The organism is Methylobacterium sp. 174MFSha1.1, from assembly GCF_900116815.1.
In the GTDB taxonomy this organism is placed as follows: Bacteria; Pseudomonadota; Alphaproteobacteria; order Rhizobiales; family Beijerinckiaceae; genus Methylobacterium.
Map to the genome: position 1 here is coordinate 22,321 of NZ_FPCB01000053.1, position 16,893 is coordinate 39,213.

Below are 16,893 nucleotides of genomic sequence, written 5' to 3' on the forward strand. Positions count from 1 at the left end.
TCGCTGGATCGGCAGGATCCCGGGGCGTCTCGCCCGGGCTCCGGCACCTCTCAGCGGACGGCCGAAGGGGTCTGGTCCAGGCCGGAGAACGCCTTACCGGCCTCCTCGATCGCCCGGACCGAGCCCTCGGCGATGACCCGGCTGTCCTGCACCATGTGCTGCAACCCCTCGCGGACCAGCTCGCTCTGGATCGCCGTGAAATCCTGCACCGACGACGCGCGCGTCAGACGGGTCAAGCCGTCGATGTTGCGCTGCCACTGCTTCTGGCCCAGTTCGAACCAGTTGCGGGACGCATCCTGCACCGCCTGGGTCAGGACCGTGCCGCAACGCGTGACCGCCTCGATGTTCTGCTGGGACTGACGGGCAAGGCGCTCGCTGTCCTGCCCGGTGAAGCCGAGGACGCGCGTGAACCGATCGGCAGCCTCCCGGGCCTGCTGGGATGCGGTGTCGACGTTCTTCTGCACGATGTGCTTGGCATCGTCGGACGCTTTTGCGCCGAGATCGGCCATCTTGCTCATGCCGTCACGAGCCGCCTCGGTGAATTGAGTGCCCTGCTCGCTGGTCTTGCTCATGCTTGCCTTGACGGCGTCGGTGAGCTTGTCGGTCTGCTCAGCGTGCTTGTTCGACGTGGCGCTCTGATTGATGCCCATGGGAATTTCCTCGTTGTTTCGTGGAGGTGCACCGGAAGAACCACCGCACCCGCCCGGCGCATCGGCTGGGGGCTGCGAACTTCGATGGTTTTTTGCTGCACTGCATCCATATCGGTGCGAATTGGCCAGCTTCAAGTGCGGCGCATCATAATTAAACTACCGTTTTCGTCCGTAAAAAGCATCAAGATCCATAGTTTAGATGTAAGTGCATGGTTGCGTTGCACAATCTCGTATCAGCCGCGACGATTCCGGAGCTGATGGTCCTGGTCCGTCTCATTCGTCACGAAAACCTTCGATCGATCGGCCTGCGCCGGCCTGGAAGCGGCGGGATCGGCCTGGGAGGGGAGCCCGGCCGTGCGTCCCATCTTCCGGTCGAGGGCGAGCAGGACCGGGGTGACCATGATGCCGTGCATCAGGATGGAGATCAGCACCGTCAGGCCGGCCGTCGCCCAGAGCAGGTCCGTTTGCTCGAACGGGGCATGGCCGATGGCGAAGGACAGGTAGTAGACCGTGCCCAGCCCGCGGATTCCGAAGAAGCTGACGACCGCCCGCTCCTCGCTGCGTCGGGCGCTGCCCAGCAGGCTGATCCAGCCGCTCAGCGGACGGACGACCAGGAGCGCCAGCAGGGCGAACGCGACGGCCGGCCAGGTCAGGGCGTGCAGGAGCCCCCCGCCGACGAGGACGGCGCCGAACCCGACCAGCAGCACCATCATCAGGATGCGCTCAAGTTCCTCGGCATAGTCGTGCATCGTGCGGTGGTAGTCGTGCCCCCGGTTCGAGGCACGAAGGGCGAGGGCGGCGGCGAACACGCCGATGAAGCCGTAGCCGTCGACTGCCTGGACGCCGCCATAGGCGATGCAGGTGATGCCGAGCGCCACGAAGCCGTCGCCGGTGCGGGACAGCTTCGAGACGTTCGGAAGATGGAAGGTCAGCCAGCCGAGCCCCCGGCCGATGACTGCGCCGAGCACGAAGCCGACGACGATCTTCCACACCACGTCGACCGCCAGCCAATGCGACCAGGACAGGCCGGCGAGGCCTCCGGTTCCCGCCATGGCGATGGCGAGGTTCACGAACGGAAAGGCAAGCCCGTCGTTGAGGCCCGCCTCGGAGGTCAGTGCGAAGCGCGGCTCGTCCTCGTGCTCTTCGGCAGGGTGACCCACCTGAACGTCCGAGGCGAGCACCGGATCGGTCGGGGCCAGCGACGAGGCGAGGAGCAGGGCCGCGGCGCCTCCGAGCCCGAGCAGGGCCGATCCCAGGAGAGCGAGCGCCAGGATGGTGAGAGGCATGCCGACCGCGAGCAGGCGCCATGTCACGGCCCAGCGCTTCCAGCCGATCATGCGGTCGATCTTCAGGCCGGCGCCCATCAGCGAGATGACCACCACGGCCTCGGTGGCGTGCTCGATGAGCTTGAGGTGCAGGCTCGGATGGGGCGTCAGGTCGTAGAGCGTCGGAACGGCCGACAGGGCGGCACCGATGCCGACACAGCAGATGGGGAGCGAGAGAGGCAACCGGCGCAGCACCATCGGCAGCCACGCCGTCAGCAGCACCATGACGCCGAACCCGGCGACGACGACGATGTAGATGTCCATTGGTAGCCGAACGACGTCCTCTGTCGCCTCGTTCCTGGTCGCGTCGTCTCTGCGACTTTGAGAGCATCGGTGATCAGGTGGCCCTGCCGGCCGCGGAACAAGGCCTGGCCCTAGAAGGGATCGCGCGCCAGATGGTCCTGAACGAGGGCGGCCAGTCCGTCGAAGCCCTTGCGCATGTCAGTGTGCCCGGTGGCTAGCCAGACGCCCGAGCCGGACGGGACGGGGATCATCGACCGAGCAGCGCGGCGATCGCGCCCTGAGGAGCGTCAGGTCCGCCCCGGTTGCGGCCCGCACCCGATGCCCGCCGGCCAACTCGATCTCGACCAGACCCGACCCGGCCGGCACGTCGGCTGTCGCCGTAGCTGGAGGTGGCAGGGCGAGCGGGATGTAGTTCGATGGGGCAGCCGCAGCCGAGGTCCGGTGCTCGGCCAGCACGACGCGCCGCCATCGGAACAGCAAGCTGGAGTGCAGACCGTGCCGGCGGTCTACCTCCGAGGCGGTCGTGCCCGGATCGTCCGCCTCAGCCAGGATGGCGCGCTTCTGCTCGGGCGACCAGACTTGGCACGTGCCCGCGACAACGACACGAGGAGAGTTATTCATAGGTCCAGAGACAAGGCCGATACAACGCCATCTGACGTCAGACATTGTATCAAAAGAAAGTTACTACAGGCACAAGGCAGCCGCCACCGAGAGCTTACCTTGAAGGCTATCGCTAAATTCTGGATATGCGGCGCCTTCAATCGCGACTGCCAAGTTGCCGCATGAGCGACCTAAATGGGGTCAAGCAAACATCGCTCAATGAAATCCGCACTAGTCCGCAGTCACCGCGCCTATGTCCGTTCTCGAGATCGAACCAGACCTTCGAAGTTCGCGAGATTGATGTCGGCATGTGGCGCAGAGCCGAACGGACCGAGGTGTGGCCTCCGACATCATGCGGGTGGTTCGGTCGACGCCGCCGAAGAACTGCGCAGGATCCATGCCCCTGCTTCGCCGCAACATCGTCATGGCCTTGTGGGTGGCGGCTGGATACCTGCCAGGGCAGGGGAGGGGGCCGATGACGATGAGGGGGTCCGGTAGACAGTGACCCTATGCAGACCTGGCGGCTGGCCTGATGAGACGTCTGCTCCGAGCGGAGAAGCGGACCTCCCCGGGGCGGTCACGACATCAGCAGGTACGGGCACATTAGCGACCTCGTAGCGCTCATCCGAAGGACGTGCGAGGTTCTTGGTGCCCGCACGACCGTTCAAGTCGGACAAGCCCATTCGGTCCTTCAGTCGCGTGAAGTTCCGTCGAGCACCCATGGGCTCTCATCGCGCGTGTACCGCCGTCGCCGAGACATACCGCCATTTCTCGGCGGAGGTCGCTCGCGTATGGCGCGGCGCCTGAGTGCCCGCCAGGCGAGGCGGCCTTATCGGGTCGCCCCGTCTCTCCAGCGAAGGACCTCGATCAGGCTTCGCATCGCCGGGCTAACTTGCCGGTCCGGGTAGTAGAGGTGGCAGCCAGGGAACGGTGGGCACCAAGAATCGAGTACCTGAACCAGCCGGCCGGCCGCGATGTCGTCGGCGAACTCGTCCTCCAGCATGTAGCCGAGCCCGGCCGCGGCCCTGACGGCGGCCGCCGCGAGGTTCCCGTCGTTCACGATCAACTGCCCGCTGGCGCGGACCCGAACCTCCCGGCTGTCGCGGGCGAACTCCCACGGCAGCAAGCCACCTCTGCCGACCAGGCGGTAGTTCACGCAGCGATGCACCTCCAAGTCGGCCGGCGTGTCCGGTCGCGGGTGGCGCGCGAAGTAGTCCGGGGTCCCGACCACAACCGTGCGCAGGTCGGGCCCGACGCGCACCGCGACCATGTCCCGCTCGACCGTTTCGCCGAACCGGATGCCGGCGTCGAACCCCGCCGCCACGATGTCGGTCAGCCGGTCGTCAACGATCACCTCCACCGAGACGGCCGGGTGGTCGATGAGGAAGCGGGGCAGCCTCGGTTGGAGGATGGTCCGGGCGGCGTAGGGGAACGTCGTCAGGCGCAAGCTGCCCGACGGCTCGCCCCGCCAGTCGGCCAGCGCGTCGAGGCCCCGGGCAACCTCATCGAGGGCGGGGGCGACGGAGCGCAGCAGCCGCTCGCCGGCAGGGGTCGGGGCGACGCTGCGCGTGGTGCGGGCGAGAAGCCGCACACCGTATCGCTCCTCCAGTGCCCGCACGGTGTGGCTGAGGGCGGAGGCCGACAGTCCCATCTCGGCCGCCGCCCGGGTGAAGCTGCGATGGCGCGCCACCGCCGCGAAGGCCGCCAAATCGTCGAGTGTGCCGCGTCGCATTCCTGAGCCATGCTCATAAGCCCTTGCCGAGTATAGCGGCTAATCGCGGCGCCGGTCGCGGATTACCTCTCGCGCTTCAACAGAGAGGCGCGACGATGGACCTGACGCAGTATCGGACCGTGGGACGCTCGGGCTTGGCGGTGAGTCCGCTCGCCCTCGGCACCATGACCTTCGGCGCGGGCCGGTGGGGCTGCGACGCGACCGCTGCGGGCGCGATCCTCGACCGCTACGTCGAGGCGGGCGGCAACTTCATCGACACGGCGGACGTCTATTCGGGTGGCACGAGCGAGACGATGCTCGGCGACATGGTCGCCGAGCGCGGGCTGCGCGACCGTCTCGTCATCGCGACAAAGTCCGGCTTTTCCCGCGCGCAGGGCACGCCGCTCGCAGGCGGCAACAGCGCCCGCAGCATCCGCGCAGGCCTGGAAGGCTCGCTGCGCCGCCTCAAGACCGGCTGGATCGACCTCTACTGGACGCATGTCTGGGACCGGACCACGCCGCCCGAGGAGGTGCTGCGCGCCCTGACCGATGCCGTCACGCGCGGCGACATCCTCTACTATGGCTTCTCGAACGCGCCGGCGTGGTACGCGGCGCAGATCGCTACCCTGGCGCGCGCCCACGGCCTGCCGGAGCCGGTCGGTCTGCAATATACCTACTCGCTGGTCGACCGCGGGGTGGAACTCGACGTGCTGCCCGCCGGCCGGGCGCTCGGCATGGGACTGGTGCCGTGGAGCCCCTTGGCGGCGGGCCTGCTCACAGGCAAGTACGGGCGCGACAAGCTCGCCGAAGCCGGGCTGGCGGGGTCGCTCCCGGACCGCGCGGGCGACGCGGCTACCGGCGGCAGCGACGGGCGGCTGAACGGCGACAACCCATTCGGCGGCATGCTGTTCACCGAGGCCAACTTCGCGGTGGTGGACGTGCTGCGGGCCGTGGCGCGGGAGACCGGCCGACCGATGGCACAGGTCGCGCTCGCCTGGGTCGCGCGTCGGCCCGGCGTCTCGTCAGTCCTCGTGGGCGCGAGCCGCCCGGAGCAGCTCGTTCAGAACATCGGCGCGCTCGACATCACGTTGTCCCCCGAGCAGCAGGTCCGCCTGGACGCGGCGGGGCGACCGCCGAGCCTCAACCCCTACTTCATCTTCGACCTGCCGATGCCGACCATCTTCGGGGGACAGGCGGTCGAGGCTTGGCGGGGCTCTCCGGCGTCCTGACGTCCCCGGCATTCCGGAGGGAGCGGGTGCTCCCGCCCCTTTGCAGAAGCTGGGAACTTCCGCTTGCGGGCTGGCTGGCGAGGCGGTGAGCTACGACCGGAACAGGTGGATTCGATGCAATCCGCTTTCGGGCTCCTGGGCGTTCGCCGACGCCATAGCGTGCGATCAGGTCATCTCCGGGGAGAAGCGGTGCGCGAACTCGGTTGGCGTCCGTCTCGCCGCTCCATCATCGACGAACTGCGGTCCTACCGGTCGGCAACCGACTGAAGCCGGCCGGTATCCGCCCCAAGCACCTGGCAGCCCCGCCTCGGCGACCTTAAAGCGCGCCCTCGGCGAGCAGCTCGCGGGTACGCTTCAGCGTCGACAGCAGCGCGGCCTTGTAGCCCTTGTTGCCGTCGAACTGCGCCTGCTCGGCCTGCTCCTCGGGACCGCCCGGTTCCTTCCCGCGCAGGCCGAGGTAGCAGTAGAACCGAAGCTGCAGCGCGCCCTCCTCGTCCTCGAACAGCTCGTTGACGATGGTCCCTTCCCGCGGGCCGGTGGCCTGGAAGAAGGTCACCTTGGCCCCGGGCTCGAAGGCGATGATCTCGCGCAGGTCGACACCCCCGATGGTGGCCTCGCGCACGAGGTGGGTGGCGCTTTCCTCCACGACGTCGCACCGACTGCAGAGCCCCGGCGGCAGGAACTGGCGGGCGTCGCGGGCCTTGAGGACGAGGCCCGCCCAGGCCTGCGTGCGGGTCAGGGGAGCCTCCCCGTCCGGGTTCACCGGGACGGTCGCGGTCGAGTAGATCATGACGATGGTCCTTCCGATAGAGGTTGAGTGACGCTTGGGCGTCAGGCGGTCGCGATCTCAGCGGCGAGCGCGCGGTAGGTGCGCAGCGGGCGGCCCAGGAGCGAGGTCAGGCGCTCGACGTCGCCGGCCTCCGGGACCATGCCGTCGGTCAGGAAGCGCTCGGCCATCAGGCGCATGTCGTAGGCCATCCAGCCCGGCATGAACTGCCGGAGGTTCCGCTCGAACCCGGCGGTGTCGTCGCCGCCATAGGCGACGGGGCGGCCCAGCACCTCCGACCAGATCGCGGCAACGCCCTCGCCCGTCAGCGTCTCGGGCCCGACGACGTTGATCCGGTCCAGGGGAAGCGGCCCGTCGGCCCGCTCCCGGCGGATGAGTTCGAGGGCGGCGACCTCGCCGAGGTCGCGCGCGTCGACCATAGCCAAACCCCTGGCGCCGATGGGTATGGGGTAGACGCCGTGCTGCAGGACGACGTCCTTGACCGTCATCTCGTTGCTCATGAAGTAGGCGGGGCGCAGGATCGTGGCCTCGAAGCCCATCGCCTCGATCATCCGCTCGACGCCGAACTTGCCCCCGAAGTGGGGCACGTTCACGTAGACGTCGCTGTGGATCACCGACAGGTAGACGACCCGCTTGATCCCGGCTTCCCGGGCGACGTTGAGTGCAATCAGCGCCTGGGTGAATTCGTCGGGCACCACGGCGTTGAGCAGGAAGAGCGTGGAGACGCCCTGGAAGGCGCCGCGAAGGGCGTCGACGCCGAGCAGGTCGCCCTGCGCCAGGGCCACGCCGGCCGGAAGTCCCGCCTTGGCCGGATCGCGGACGAGGGCACGCACGTCGGCGCCGCGCTTCGCGAGATTGTCGACGACATGGCGGCCGATGGTGCCGGTGGCGCCGGTGACGAGGATGGTCATGGGGTTTCTCCGGGTTGCTGCTGTTGACAGGCCGGAAATTAGCGATCCACGTTCTTACCGATAGACGCTATATCTGGACGGTCCGTCTCGCTGGTGGAACGCATGGACCTTCTCGCCCTCGCCGACTTCAACCTCGTTGCCCGCCATGGCGGGTTCGGGCGCGCCGCTCGGGCGGCCGGACGCCCGAAGGCGACGCTGTCGCGCCGGGTCTCGGAACTGGAGGGCGCGCTTGCACTCCGCCTGTTCGAACGCGGCGCCCGCACGCTGACGCTCACCGAGGAGGGGCGGGCCCTCCACGAACGGACGGGGATGCTGCTGGCCGAGCTCGACGAGACCGCGGCGGCCATCGCCTCGGGCGGCGCGAATCCGCGCGGCCGGCTGCGGGTGAGCGCGCCGCTCCTGTTCTCACAGGTGGCCATGGGAAAGCTCGCGGCCGAGTTCGCCGTGAAGCACCCGGAGGTCCGGCTGGAGGTCACGACGGATGACCGGGCCGTCGACATGGTCGAGGAGGGCTACGACGTCGTGATCCGGGTCAACCCGGAGACCGACGAAAGCCTGGTCGGCCGCGTCTTCCTGCGCGACAGGCTGGTCGTCGTGGCCAGTCCAGCCCTCGGGCAGCCTCAGGGCAACCGGCCGGTTCCGGCGGTGGTGCGCGGTCCGGGCGGTGGAGATGTCTGGAAGGTGAAGGTGCCGGACGGGAGACCGCGCATCCCGTTCGAGCCCGTCCTCAGGCTGTCGTCGATGATCATGGTGCGCGACGCGGTCCGGGCCGGCGTCGGGGCGGCCTGCCTGCCCGTCTCGCTCGTGAGCCACGACATCGCCGCGGGTAGGCTGGTCCAATGGGGCGACGTCGAGGGGCCCGAGATCGCACTTTGGACGCTCTACCCGTCCCGCCGGCTCCTCAGCGCCCGCGTCTCGGCCTTCCTCGACCACCTGAAGCAGGCGTTCCCGCAGGGCACGCCGGACGAGTTGGCGTCTTACATCGGCACGTGAGTACGGGCCGGCGCCCCGAAGCCTGCGCGTCATCGACGGTGCGGCGGGCGTCTCGCATGTGGAACATTACGTCTATATCGTACGACTATTCGCCCATTCGCGGATTGCTAGCTTTGGCCACGTGAGAAGCAGCCAGCTTCCCGGAGGCAGCCATGCAAACCGTATCGAGCGAACACCGACCGAAGATCCTGGTCCTCGGCGCCACCGGCGGGACAGGCAGGCTCATCGTCGCCCAAAGCCTGGCGCGCGGCTACGACGTGACGGCGCTGGTGCGCTCGCCCGGGAAGGCGAAAAGCCTTCCCGGCGCCAAGCTGGCGGTGGGCGACGCCCGTGACCCACAGGTGCTGCGCGAGGCGCTGAGGGGGCGGGACGCGGTGGTGAGCGCGCTCGGCACGCCGGCAAGCCCGTTCAGGGAGGTGACGCTCCTGTCCGAGGTCACCCGGACCCTGGTCGGCGCCATGAGGGACGAAGGCGTCGCGCGCCTGGTCGCGATCACCGGGATCGGCGCCGGCGACAGCCGGGGGCATGGCGGCTTCGCCTTCGACAGGCTGATCCTCCCGCTGCTCCTACGCCATGTCTACGCCGACAAGGACCGCCAGGAAGACATCGTGAGGCAGAGCGGCCTCGACTGGATCCTCGTCCGTCCCACCGTCCTGAGCAACAAGCCCGGCCGCGGCGCGGTCCGCGCGCTCGTCGACCTCGCCGGCTTCCATGGCGGGTCCGTCGCCCGGGAGGACGTCGCACGCTTCGTTCTCGACCAAGTCGAGACCGACGCCTGGATTGGCCGGACGCCCCTGATCACGTGGTGAGCGCCGGCCCATCCCGGTGGGTCGGGGAGTGCCGGTCAGGCGCCCTGGCCGGCCAGCGCCACGGCGTCGGCTCCGGCGGGCAGGCGCATCGGGCAGGCCGGGTCGGTCGCGGCGCGCCAGACCGCCTCCGCCACGTCGACGGAACGCGTCACCTCGTCCGGGGGCTGCTGCTGCCAAGACGCGAACACCTCCTGCACCAGGCCGGCGTAGGGTTCGGGGAAGCCCTCTGTCATGCGAGCCCGTGCGGTCTGGCCAAACGCGGTTTCAGGCGCCCGCCCGGGGATGACCAGACGCACCCGCACGCCGAACGGCTCCAACTCCAGGGCAAGGGACTCCGTGAAGGCGTTCACCGCGGCCTTGCTCGCCGTGTAGACGGAGAGCAGGTGCAGCGGCTTCTGCGTAACGCTGGAGGTCACGTTCACGACGACACCGGCCCGGCGCTCCCGGAACTGTGGCAGCACCGCCTGGGTCATGGCCATCGTCCCGAACGTGTTCGTCTCGAAGACCTCGCGTACGACGTCTATGGGCGTGCCTTCGAGGGCGTTCAGCCAGCCGATGCCGGCGTTGTTGACCAGGACGTCGATGGGGCCGGCGCTGTCGACCGCCCGCTGGATGCTCGTGGCATCGGTGACGTCGAGGGCGAGGACGCGCAGGCGGTCGGAGGCGGGCAGGTCCACCGCGCGCGGCGTACGCATGGTGGCTACCACGTTCCAGCCCCGGTCGAGGAAAAGGCGGGCGATCTCAAGACCGAACCCGGACGAGCATCCAGTGATCAGGACGGTGTGCATGTCGGCTCCATCAGGTTGTGACCAGCGATGGATAGATCCGGACAGCGGGACGAGCTACAATCGTGCGTCCTAATCTCATTAGCGACAGTCCGGAAATGTCCGATCCGCTCGCCGACGTCGTCACCCTGCTCCGTCCCAGAGCCGCGTTCTCCAAGTCCGTGAGCGCCTCGGGTCCATGGCGCGTCCGCCGGGCGGAGCACGGTCGTCCGTTCTACTGCGCCGCACTGGAGGGCTCATGCCGCCTGACGATCCGGGACCGCGATCCGGTAGTCCTGGAGCAGGGGGACTTCCTCCTTGTCCCGGCCGCGGACGCGTTCGAGATGTCGAGCCTCATGCCCCCGACCGAAGGCTCCGAGACGATGCCGGTCGAGGTGGGGCCCGGCGAGTTCCGGGTCGGGCGGCAGGACGGCCCGGCGGACGTTCGCATGCTCGTGGGCTACTGCACCTTCGGCTCGCCCGACGCAGGCCTGCTGGTGTCGCTCCTGCCGAGCCTCGTCCACGTCCGAGGCGAGACCAGGCTGGCCTCCCTCATGTACCTCGTCGGCGAAGAGGCGCGTCGGCGCAGGCCCGCGCGGGACCTCATCTTGGAGCGGCTTCTGGAGGTCATGCTGATCGAGGCGCTGCGCTCCATGGGCGGCCCCGCGCTGTCACCGGGCCTCCTGCGGGGACTCGGCGACGAACGCTTGGGCGTGGCCTTGCGCAGGATGCACGAGATGCCGACCGCCGCCTGGACCGTTGCAGGGCTGGCGCAGGAGGCGGGGCTCTCGCGCTCCGTGTTCTTCGAGCGCTTCAGGCGCGCAGTCGGTGTCGCGCCGATGGAGTATCTCCTTGCTTGGCGAATGGCCCTGGCGAAGGACCTTCTCCGGCGCGAGGGCGGCGGCATCGCCGAGGTGGCCGTGCGAGTGGGTTACGGCTCCGCGAGCACGTTCAGCGTGGCGTTTTCCCGCCATGTGGGCTTGCCGCCGGCGGCGTATGCGCGGGAGCACAGTCAATCGGCTTGACCAGCGCACAACGGCAGGTGCTGGGGCCATCAGCGAGGCTTACTGCGCCTTTCCAGTGTCTGGCTGCGAGCGCGACACGATTTCAGCAGACCTCGCCGGTGTCTCGATCCGAGGTATCTCCGAACAGAGCAGGCGTTCCTTAAGGTCTGCCTTGACGTCACCGTGGAGCTCGAAGCGTTGCCCGACACGGCGCGCTTCCTCACGGCTTCGTTTTGAAGCAGTCATGCTCGTGGTTGGCCGCCTCAATCGCCGCTCCGTTGGTCAGTGCCCATGCGCAGAGCGCCTCGAAGGGTTGGCGCAGCGAATGGCCAAGCGGGGTGATCGCGTACTCGACACCGATTGGTGCGGTCGGCAGCACCGTCCGGGTCACCAGACCGTTGCGCTCCAACCGCTTCAGCGCGTCCGCCAGCGCCTTATGCGTGATGCCATCGAGCCGCCGCTTGATCGCATTGAAACGTGACGGCCGCGGGCAGAGCACCGTGAGGATCAGGATCGTCCACTTGTCGGCGATCTTGTCCAGCACAGGGCGCACCCGCGCCATGTTGGCGAGCGCGCACTCGGATGCAGCATCGAGGTCGGTATCGTCGGGCATATCTAGGCTACCCTAGGTGCGTTCTTGATAGCAGATATACGTTGTGTATCCCATGCGCCCTCGCAGATGAAGGAATGCCGCGATGGCTTGCATGGTGGACAAGGTTGCTCTCGTGGTCGGCGGAGCGAAGGGGATCGGCCTCGCGGTTGCCGAGCGGCTGGCGGTCGAGGGCGCGTCGGTCGTGCTCACCGGGCGGCGCGCCGACGATATCGAGGCCGCCGCCGCGAGGATCGGGCGTGGTGCACGGGGTCTAGTTGCGGACGCGGCCCTACAAGAGGACTTGCACCGCGTCGTGGAGACGGTGCGGGAGGCGTATGGACGGATCGATGCGTTGGTCCTCAACGCGGGCATCTCGGAACCGGCAACCCTGCGCGACGGAACGCCCGAGCATTTCGACCGGCACTTTGCGGTCAACGTCCGTGGTGCTGTCTTCGGGTTGCAGGCGGCGCTGAGCGCGATGGGGCGGGGTGGGTCGGTCGTGTTGATGGGGTCTATCGCTGATGTCATGGGCGTTTCGCCTTACGGAACCTACGCCGCGACGAAGGCGGCCCTACGCTCCTACGCGCGCACATGGACAGCGGAACTGGCCCCGCAGGGTATCCGTGTGAACGTGGTGGCCCCCGGCCCAACCGACACCACCATGATGGCGAGCGTACCTGAGGAGGGGCGGGCCGCACTAATCGCGCCGATCCCACTGGGCCGCATGGCGCGTCCCGAGGAGGTGGCGGCGGCCACGCTGTTCCTCCTAAGCGACGAGGCGAGTTTCGTCGCTGGTGCCGAACTATGCGTCGATGGCGGGATGCGACAGGTATAGTTTCTGAATAGCAGTTTCAGCGTGTCCGCTTCGGCCGGCTCGCCTGCAACGGAGGACGTTGTGGCCGCCGGGACCTGCCATTCCATGCCAATAGCAGCTTTCGGAGGCTAAGCGGCCATTCTAACGGCCCTGTTCGAAGGTCCGGAAGTGGCGCAAAGCAGCCCCGACGACATCCGCACAGCCCCGGGCCCGATAGGCCGGTCGGACGCGTTCACCGGGAGAGGTGCACGCGATCGCCGGGCAAGGGCGGCGTTGGACCCACGGAAGGGCATCTGGAGCTGGTATCGCGTGGCGCGCCTCAAGGGCCGCCGCGTCTGCGATCCAACTCCCGCCGATTGTGAATGCGAGAGATCGCGTGAGCGATGATGAGCAATGTCGCGACGCACCGTCACGGCCGATGCTTCCGACCCATTGGTCAGGTGGCCCGAATTCCTGCGCCGGTCGGCGTGGCGCTCAGGCGAAAGCCGTTTCGCCGACGTGAGGCGATAGGTCAGACGCTTGATGTCGGCAAGCGATCGTCCGCATGCCCCTCGCCGCACCGGTAGAATGTCCGATGGTGGACGAACGGACCGCCGATTTCTCGGCCTAGTTCATAGGGCCTATCTCACGCCCAAACTAGGGTCCATTGCCCTGTGACGCCGGTATCGAGCCAACACTCGTCAAGGCTGTAGCGCCCCATCCCCCAGAGAAAACCCTAGGTTGTGTTTTTTCGATCGGATGTCGACATAATTGAGAACGTGCTGCTCGCCACTTACCCTCCACATGCTTGATTATTGCACGCGTACGAAAGAGGGTTCCAGAAACAACCCCATATTTTGTAAAAATTTTTTTGCCATACAAGCTTTAGTCTTTTTAATATTTAATTTATAACGGTCTTCCTAGAAAGCTTTAGATGATACGCTTGAACTAATTATATCATTTGATAATTTTTATAGTGAGGAATGTTGCAAAAATGCATAATCTCCAATCGCTCAAGCCCCTTTCCACCCCAGGCATGCCTCTGTAGGTTGTGTCGGAAATCCGCGCGACCTCAATCTGGAGTTGACCAGACAAGGCCACGCCGGCGCGTCAAGACGCAGGGGGCCATGCGTGTCTCACCGATCAGGGCAGCGTGGAAGGGTAGCGACGGGTCTGCTGCGGCTCGAGGATCGCGTGCTGTTCGACGCGGCCGGGGCCGCCGCGGCGGCGGCCGTCGCGCAGCAGGCTGACGACGGGCAGGAGGCGGGAGCCGTCGCAGGGCACGACAGCCCGGCCGCCGAGCCCGACGCGGGCGGGGCCGCCGCGCATCCGGTTCCGGTGGCCGAACCGGCAGCGTCCGGTACCCATCTCGTCGTGATCGATCCATCGCGGGATGGGGCGCCGGAGAGCGGACGGGGGAGGGCGCCGGGCACCGAGGTGCTGATGCTCTCCCCGGACGAGGACGGACTTGCGCAGATCGCCGTCTACCTGCGCGGCAGGACGGACGTCGCCTCTCTCACCATCGTATCGGAAGGCGAGGGGGGGCGCCTCGTCCTCGGCTCCGGCGCGATCGACCTCAATGGGTTGAGCGAGGACCAGAAGGGCGACCTGATGCGCGTCGGCGCGACGCTCGCCGACGACGCGCGCATCGCCGTGGATGCCGAGGGTTTCGCCGCCGGGGCGGCGGGCGTATCGGGCGCCGGCTGGCTCTCGCGGCTGACCGGGGCCGAGGTCGTCGACGCCGCGAGCCCGGCCGAGGGGCACGAGGTCGTGTTCGTCGACGACCGGGTCGCGGACCGCGATACCCTGCTGCGCAACCTGTCGCCGGAGGCCGAGGTCGTCATGATCGACGGCGAGCGCGACGGCCTCGACCGGATCGCCGAGGTTCTGCGCGGGCGCAGCGACATCACGGCGGTCCACATCCTGTCGCACGGAGACACCGCCTCCCTGCGGATCGGCACTGCGACGCTCGACGCGGCCTCGATCGCCGGGCGCTATGCCGGCGACCTGGCGGTGATGCGCGGCGCGCTCGCCGACGGCGCCGACCTGCTGATCTACGGCTGCGACTTCGCGGGCGGACCGGACGGCGCCCGGGTGGCGGCGCTCCTCGCCGAGGCGACCGGTGCCGACGTCGCCGCCTCGACCGACCCGACCGGCGCCGCCGCGCTCGGCGGCGACTGGGACCTCGAGGTCCGCACCGGCCCGGTCAAGACGCCGCTCGCCGTCACCGAGGCGGGCCGCGACGCCTATGCGGGCCTGCTCGCCACCACGGTCGCGACCGGGCGCGGCGCGATCGTCGCGGCCGTCGGCGCGGGCCTCTACAGCATCGACGTGACGACCGGCCGGGCGACCCTGGTCACCACGATCCCGGCGACGATCGGCGGCATCACGTTCAGTGGAACCGCCAACTCGGTCGCGATCGACCAGGGCAACGGCCTGATCTACTACGCCGACAGTGCGTCGGCGGGCACGAACCGCGCTCTGTTCGCCTACGACTACGTCAACAACCAGCACATCGTCATCGACTCGGACCTGACCAACAACGGCGCCGGGGCGAGCATCGTGGTCGGCACCACGACCGGCGTCGGCAGCGGGGCCGCGGCCTTCGTCAACAATGCCCTCTATCTCGGCGTCGAGAACGTCACGGGGACCTCGGACCAGATCTACCGGATCACCTTCACCAATAACGGGCGGACCGTCGCGACCGCCGGGACCTTCGGCCTTCCGATCACGAACGCGAACGACTGGGGCGACTTCGCCGCCGACCCGACCGGCAACGGCGGCACCGGCGTCCTGCTGAGCCTGAGCGGCACGACGCTCACCCGGTACAACCTCGCCGACGGCCTCGTCATCAACACCGTCACGAACCCGGCGAGCGCCAACGCCATCCAGGGCGGCGGCGATATCCTCGGCAACACCTACGTCGTCGGCACGGTCGTCCAGCAGATCAACCCGGTTACCGGTGCGGCGATCGGCGCGGCGATCCCCATCACCACCGACGGCACCACGGCGCTGGGCGGCGTCGCCGACGCGGCGACCTGGGTCCCGGCGACGGGGGCGATCGGCGACCGGGTCTTCGCCGACCGCGACGCCAGCGGCAGTGTGACGGCGGGCGACACGGGCTTTGCCAACGTCACCGTGCAGCTCGTCGACGACGTCGACGGCGACGGCGTGGTGGATGCGGGCGAGCGCATCCTGGCGACGGACACGACCGATTCCGACGGCACCTACCAGTTCGGCGGCGTGCTGCCCGGCCGCTACATCGTGCGGGTCACCGATACGAACGGCGTCCTCGGTACCGCCGCCTCGACCACCGGCGGCGCCACCCGCAGCGTGACGCTCACCGCCATCGGCGCCAGCGACCAGGGCATCGATTTCGGCTACGCGGCGCGCCCGCCGGTCGTCGACCTCAACTCGGCGGTCGCGGCCGACGCGGCAGCCAACATCGTCCAGAACGGCACCTTCACCGGCAGCCTTGCGCCGTGGACGACCTCCGGCAGCACCACCTACACCGCGACCGTCGGCGGCGGCGGCGTGTACTGGGACGCCGATCGGAGCGCCGGCACGCTGACGCAGACCGGGCTCACGGGCCTGCGCAACGGTCCGTCCGCGAACGGAACGGCCCAGCTCGTCTTCGGCTTCGGCTGGAACAACTCGACGCCCGACACGGCCGTGCCGGCGGTGCTCGACGTCTCGGTCGGCGGGGTCGTCTACGCCCGGATCACCACGGGCGTCTCCGGCGCCGCCGCCACCACGGCAACCGTCACCTACCTCAACGGGGCGAGCGGCGGTCCGGCGGCGATCGCCGCCTCGACCTACCAGGCGTGGACGGCCACCGACATCACCGTCAACCTGCCGACGAGCGTCGCCGACAGCGGCGCACTCACCTTCTCGTACAATGCCGGCACCTCCGGCGACGACATCTTCGTCGACACCGTCCGGGTCAACACCTTCGCGGCAGGCGCCCGGAACTATGCGACGAGCTATACCGAGAACGGCGCCGGGGTCGCGATCGCCGCCGCGGCGGCCGGAATCGCCGATCCCGACAGCATCCTCCTGCGCACGGCGACGGTCGTCCTGACCAACGCGCAGGCCGGCGACGTCCTGGCCTTCGTCGGCGCGCCCCCGGCGGGGATCACCGCGGTGACGGATACGAGCGTGGCGGGCGAGGTCACGATCACGCTCAGCGGCGCCGCGTCGCCTGCGGCCTACGCCACCGCCCTGAGGCAGATCCAGTTCTCGTCGACCTCCGACAATCCCGCGACGACGGCGCGCAACGTCGCGGTGACCGTCAACGACGGCGGCCTCACCTCCAACACGGCGACGACGACGATCTCCGTCGTTCCGGTCGACGACGCGCCGGTGAACGGGCTGCCGGCTACGTTCGCGGCGAGCGAGGACACGGCACTGGCGCTGACAGGCCTGAGCGTGGCCGACGTCGATGCCGGGACCGGCGCGCTCAGCGTCACGCTCGGCGTCACC

General features: G+C 68.4%; 14 protein-coding genes. 6 read left to right on the forward strand and 8 right to left on the reverse strand.

Annotated features, from left to right (window positions below):
* Positions 1-50: 50 nt before the first annotated feature.
* From BM430_RS30675 to BM430_RS30695, 4 genes are all read right to left on the reverse strand, one after another.
* A complete protein-coding gene (locus BM430_RS30675) occupies positions 51-650 on the reverse strand; it encodes a phasin family protein (RefSeq protein WP_244539742.1) in 600 nt (199 codons plus the stop codon).
* Positions 651-883: 233 nt separating this feature from the next.
* Positions 884-2,239: a cation:proton antiporter gene (locus BM430_RS30680; protein ID WP_093570997.1), complete on the reverse strand. Its 1,356-nt coding sequence runs from the start codon at positions 2,237-2,239 to the stop codon at positions 884-886.
* Between the two features lie 110 nt (positions 2,240-2,349).
* Positions 2,350-2,469: an IS66 family insertion sequence element accessory protein TnpB gene (gene tnpB, locus BM430_RS35630; protein ID WP_093570998.1), complete on the reverse strand. Its 120-nt coding sequence runs from the start codon at positions 2,467-2,469 to the stop codon at positions 2,350-2,352.
* A 1,178-nt stretch (positions 2,470-3,647) separates the two neighbouring features.
* On the reverse strand, positions 3,648-4,550 hold the full coding sequence (locus tag BM430_RS30695; protein ID WP_093571000.1) for a LysR family transcriptional regulator: 903 nt from the start codon (positions 4,548-4,550) through the stop codon (positions 3,648-3,650).
* Positions 4,551-4,645: 95 nt separating this feature from the next.
* Between BM430_RS30695 and BM430_RS30700 the strand changes: the two genes are divergently transcribed.
* On the forward strand, positions 4,646-5,758 hold the full coding sequence (locus BM430_RS30700) for an aldo/keto reductase (protein WP_093571001.1): 1,113 nt from the start codon (positions 4,646-4,648) through the stop codon (positions 5,756-5,758).
* 316 nt (positions 5,759-6,074) lie between these two features.
* Here BM430_RS30700 and BM430_RS30705 read toward each other — a convergent pair whose 3' ends face one another.
* Positions 6,075-6,548: an SRPBCC family protein gene (locus BM430_RS30705; protein WP_093571002.1), complete on the reverse strand. Its 474-nt coding sequence runs from the start codon at positions 6,546-6,548 to the stop codon at positions 6,075-6,077.
* Positions 6,549-6,589: 41 nt separating this feature from the next.
* Complete coding sequence (locus tag BM430_RS30710; protein ID WP_093571003.1) at positions 6,590-7,456, reverse strand: NmrA/HSCARG family protein; 867 nt, start codon at positions 7,454-7,456, stop codon at positions 6,590-6,592.
* A 102-nt stretch (positions 7,457-7,558) separates the two neighbouring features.
* On the opposite strand from BM430_RS30710, the gene BM430_RS30715 reads away from it, so the two are divergent.
* Both BM430_RS30715 and BM430_RS30720 read left to right on the forward strand, forming a co-directional pair.
* Positions 7,559-8,449 carry a LysR family transcriptional regulator gene (locus BM430_RS30715; protein WP_093571004.1) on the forward strand — a complete coding sequence of 297 codons (891 nt, stop codon included), beginning with the start codon at positions 7,559-7,561 and terminating at the stop codon, positions 8,447-8,449.
* Positions 8,450-8,601: 152 nt separating this feature from the next.
* Entirely contained in the window at positions 8,602-9,258 is a 657-nt protein-coding gene (locus BM430_RS30720) for an NAD(P)-dependent oxidoreductase (protein WP_093571005.1), read from the forward strand.
* A 35-nt stretch (positions 9,259-9,293) separates the two neighbouring features.
* On the opposite strand, the gene BM430_RS30725 is transcribed toward BM430_RS30720, so the two are convergent.
* Positions 9,294-10,046 (reverse strand): SDR family oxidoreductase, encoded by a 753-nt coding sequence (locus BM430_RS30725; RefSeq protein ID WP_093571006.1) that lies wholly within the window; start codon positions 10,044-10,046, stop codon positions 9,294-9,296.
* A gap of 95 nt (positions 10,047-10,141) precedes the next feature.
* On the opposite strand from BM430_RS30725, the gene BM430_RS30730 reads away from it, so the two are divergent.
* Positions 10,142-11,047, forward strand: coding sequence for a helix-turn-helix transcriptional regulator (locus BM430_RS30730; protein ID WP_093571007.1), 906 nt, complete (start codon positions 10,142-10,144; stop codon positions 11,045-11,047).
* Between the two features lie 199 nt (positions 11,048-11,246).
* On the opposite strand, the gene BM430_RS30735 is transcribed toward BM430_RS30730, so the two are convergent.
* Positions 11,247-11,639, reverse strand: coding sequence for a winged helix-turn-helix transcriptional regulator (locus BM430_RS30735; protein WP_093571008.1), 393 nt, complete (start codon positions 11,637-11,639; stop codon positions 11,247-11,249).
* An 82-nt stretch (positions 11,640-11,721) separates the two neighbouring features.
* On the opposite strand from BM430_RS30735, the gene BM430_RS30740 reads away from it, so the two are divergent.
* Positions 11,722-12,453, forward strand: a complete 732-nt coding sequence (locus BM430_RS30740; protein WP_093571009.1) for an SDR family NAD(P)-dependent oxidoreductase — start codon at positions 11,722-11,724, stop codon at positions 12,451-12,453.
* Between the two features lie 1,152 nt (positions 12,454-13,605).
* A partial coding sequence (locus BM430_RS30750) for a DUF4347 domain-containing protein (RefSeq protein WP_143132173.1) occupies positions 13,606-16,893 on the forward strand: 3,288 nt, incomplete at its 3' end.